The 3685-nt window shown below is 71.9% G+C and carries 4 protein-coding genes and 1 pseudogene; all 5 read right to left on the reverse strand.

The window, feature by feature from the left end; genetic code table 11:
- Positions 1–177: pseudogene (locus KBX39_RS26190) on the reverse strand (thiamine pyrophosphate-dependent dehydrogenase E1 component subunit alpha); the annotation flags it as partial.
- Entirely contained in the window at positions 174–971 is a 798-nt protein-coding gene (locus tag KBX39_RS26195; RefSeq protein ID WP_013286631.1) for a DUF3050 domain-containing protein, read from the reverse strand. The gene KBX39_RS26195 and the pseudogene KBX39_RS26190, both read right to left, overlap by 4 nt.
- A 2-nt stretch (positions 972–973) precedes the next feature.
- Entirely contained in the window at positions 974–1897 is a 924-nt protein-coding gene (locus tag KBX39_RS26200; RefSeq protein ID WP_043323636.1) for a phytanoyl-CoA dioxygenase family protein, read from the reverse strand.
- A complete protein-coding gene (hppD, locus tag KBX39_RS26205) occupies positions 1894–2991 on the reverse strand; it encodes a 4-hydroxyphenylpyruvate dioxygenase (protein ID WP_210873004.1) in 1098 nt (365 codons plus the stop codon). The genes KBX39_RS26200 and hppD overlap by 4 nt, the downstream gene beginning before the upstream one ends.
- Before the next feature lie 59 nt (positions 2992–3050).
- Positions 3051–3685 (reverse strand): beta-ketoacyl synthase (locus KBX39_RS26210; RefSeq protein WP_282102481.1); only part of this gene is annotated, 635 nt, incomplete at its 5' end.

Genomic DNA, 3685 nt, shown 5'->3' on the forward strand with positions numbered 1-3685 from the left:
GACCAGGTCCTCGCGGTCCAGCGCCGCGCAGACGCCGGCGGCGATCCCCTCCTGACCGAGGTACGGGTGGATGCCACCGACGATCTGTCCGGCGCGGACCAGCTCGATCGCGCGCTCCTCGAAGCGGCGGATCAGCCGGACCGTCCGGTAGAGCCGGAGCGGGTCGGAGCCGGTCACGCCGGACGGCCCTCCTTGACGGCGGCGAGGATGTCGTCCCAGAGGCGGGCGCGGGCGGCCAGCGCGGCGTTGACCGTGTCGGCGCACTCCTGCCACTTGGTGTCGTCGTCGCCGCACAGGTCGGCCAGCATCTGCATGGCCATCGGGGTGTGCTGCTCGCCGTCGACCTCGATGTGCCGCTCCAGGTAGTCGACGAACTTGTTGAGCCGGTTGCTGCGTTCGTTGACGGCGACGACCTGGGTGAACATCTCCGGGATGAGGTCCTCGCGGCCGAACGCGAACGCCGCGGCCTGGCAGTGCACCGGGGTGGTCTCGATGATCCGCCAGGTGGTGCCGGCGAACGCGGCCGACGCCGCGGGTACGCCCGCCGCGCCGAGCGCCTCGGTGACCGGCGTGCCGTCGCGCAGCAGGTCGACGAGCTTGTTCACGGCCGTGGTGTCGGCGCCGGCCTCGGTCATGCCCTGCACGTACAGCTCGAAGTGGCTGATGTAGCCGTCGCCCAGCTCGTCGCTCTCCTCGACCATGACGATGTCGTTGATCAGGCGGCGGCTGCCGGTCGGGCCGGTCGGGATCCACGGCACCGTGACGCAGGTGAGCTGCCGCTGCAGCGACTTCAGCAGCGACATGAAGTCCCAGACCGCGAAGACGTGGTGCTCCATGAACGTGACGAGCGCGTCGTGGGTGTCGAGGTTGGCGTAGAGCGGGTGCTTGACCACCACGTCGCGGCGCTCGGTCACCGCCCGCTCGAGTCGCTCGATGCCCGGGTGCGTCTTACCCCAGTCGTACCGTGACATTGTCAGCCTCCCTGCTGGGCGCGGTCGCGCCAGATGACCGGGCAGTAATCGGGGTCCGCGTAGTCCGGCCGGCCCTCGTGGGTGCGGCGGACCAGCACGTCGTGGTTGTACGCGGCGAGCGTGCCGTCGGAGAGCGGATACTCCCGCCAGGCGTTGTCGCCGTCCTGCAGGTGCAGCGAGATGGCCCGGCGGGGCCGCCCGCTGACGTTCGCACCGCTGCCGTGGTAGGTGCGGCAGTGGTGGAAACTCATGTGTCCCTTGGGGATCACCATGGGGATCTTGCGGATCGTTGCCCCGTTGTACGCCGCGTTCTCGGCGAGCATGACTTCGAGCTGGTCGCGGTCCCGGTCGGCGAAGTGCCGCACCACCGTGTCGTCGGCGCCGATCTCCCGCCAGCGGTGGGAGCCGTCGACCATGGTGATGGTGCCCATCTCCTCGCCGCAGTCGTGGAACGGGATGAACGCGGTGAGCATGTTCTCCGACGACGAGGACGCCCAGTAGTGCTTGTCGAAGTGCCAGGGCACGATGTTCGACGGCTCACCGGCGATCGGCGGCTTCCAGATCAGCGTGGACTGGAAGATGCGGATCTCGGTGGCCTGCGCCAGCCGGGCGGCGACCGCCCCGATCAGCGGTTTGCGCAGGATGCGCGCGATGCCGTCGTGTTCGTGGTGCACGTAGTCGTTGTGCCGCTGCACGTCGCCCTTGGCCGGCTCCCAGTAGGCCAGCTTCGGCGGCCGGACCGGCAGCCGCCGGTCGCGTTCCCCGGCGTAGTAGCTGTCGGTGGCGGCGACCAGCTCGTCCACCTCGTCGTCGGTGAGCAGCTTCTTCGACAGGTACCAGCCGTGCTCGGCGTAGTGCCGGACGTCCTCGTCGGAGGGAAGCAGCGCCTCCTCCTCGGCGGTCAGCCCGGGATCGATGGTGGTCATGCCCCTACCCCTCCGGCCGCGGCAGCAGGGGTCGCCCCCGCCGCGGCCAGCTCGCGTTCCTTGGCCTCGTAGAGCGCCTTGATGTTGCCGCTGCCGAAGGTGCGCGCCCCGCGCCGCTCGATGAGTTCGAGGAAGAGGGTGCGGCGCACGTGCATCGACTCGGTGAAGATCTGCAGCAGCTGCCCGTCGTGGTCGGAGTCGACCAGGATGCTCAGCTCGCGCAGCCGGTCCACCGGCGCGTCGAGGCGGCCGACCCGCTGCTCCAGGCCGTCGTAGTAGGCGCCGGGCGTGCTGGCGAACCGCACCCCGCGCCCGGCGAGCGCGCCGACGGCGGTGACGATGTCGTCGGTGCGCAGCCCCAGGTGCTGCACTCCGGCGCCGGCGTGCCAGCGCAGGAAGTCCTCGATCTGGCCGGGCCGGGCGCTCGTGTCCGGCTCCAGCAGCACCAGCGTGACCTTCCCCGACGGGCTCTGCACCACCTTGGAGTTCATCGCCTGACCGGCGACCTCGATGTGCTCGGTGAAGATGTCGGCGAAGCCGAACACCTTCTCGTAGTGCGCGACGATCTCGTCGAGCTGCCCCGGCGGTACGCAGACGGCCAGGTGGTCCACCTCGGCCAGCAGCTCGTCGCCGTCCGGCGCGGCCACCGGCTCGATCGCCCCGGGCAGGAACACCTCCGGGTCGCCGCGCCGCTCGACCAGGCGGTGCACCACGTCGCCGAAGCCGCCGACCTCGGCGACCACGACCTCGGCGTCCGCACCGGTGAAGGTGCGCGGCGGGCTCAGCGGTGTCGCGCCGCGTTCCACCAGTTCCGCGTACGCCCGGGCGGCGTCGTCGACGGCGAGCGCCACCACAGCGATGCCGTCGCCGTGCCGGTGCACGTACGTGGCCGCCGGGTGCTCGGCGGACAGCCCGGTGGTCAGCAGCAGCCGGATGCCGGCCTGGGCCAGCAGCAGCGAACGCTGCCCGTCCAGCCCGGTCTCCGGCCCGCCCTGCCCGCGCAGCCGGAAACCGACGGCGTTGTCGAAGTAGAAGGCCGCCTGCCGGGCGTCTCCCACGTACAGTTCGAGATGGTCTATCCCGTTGATGGTCATGGGCTTCCCCTGTTCCCCCCGTGATCGCGACCCGGACGACGCCCGGGATTGGAGTCCGGTCAGTCCGCAGCCGGGGTGGCGGCCCGGCGGGCCGGCCCGGAGAGCCGGCGCAGGAGCAGGCTGACGTTCTGGCCGCCGAACCCGAACGAGTTCGTCAGCGCGTGGTCGGCCCGGGTGGGCCGGGGCACGGCGCGGACGTGGTCCGCCTCGCACTCCGGGTCCGGGTCGTCCAGGTGGTAGGTGGGCGGCAGCAGGCCACTGTCGAGCGCCAGCGCGGTGGCGGCGGCCTCCAGCACCCCTGATGCGCCGAGCAGGTGCCCGGTGAGCGCCTTGGTGGAGCTGACCGGGACGCCGCCGAGGCCGAACACCTCGGCCAGGGCGATCGTCTCGGCGACGTCACCGAGCTTGGTGCCGGTGCCGTGCGCGTTGACGTACCCGACGTCGCCCGGCACGATCCCGCCGGCGGCCAGCGCCCGGCGCATGCACGCGGCCGCTCCCGCGCCGTCCGGGCGCGGCGCGGTCGGGTGGTACGCGTCGGTGTTCGCCCCGAAACCGGCGACCTCGGCGTAGCCGCGCACGCCCCGACCGTCGGCGTGCCCGGCGCGCTCCAGCACCAGCAGCGCCGCGCCCTCGGCCAGCACGAACCCGTTGCGCCGCTTGTCGAACGGGCGGCTCGCCTCGGTGGGTTCGTCCC

Origin of the sequence: Micromonospora sp. D75 (assembly GCF_018070405.1) — a bacterium.
GTDB classification, from domain to species: domain Bacteria; phylum Actinomycetota; class Actinomycetes; order Mycobacteriales; family Micromonosporaceae; genus Micromonospora; species Micromonospora chalcea.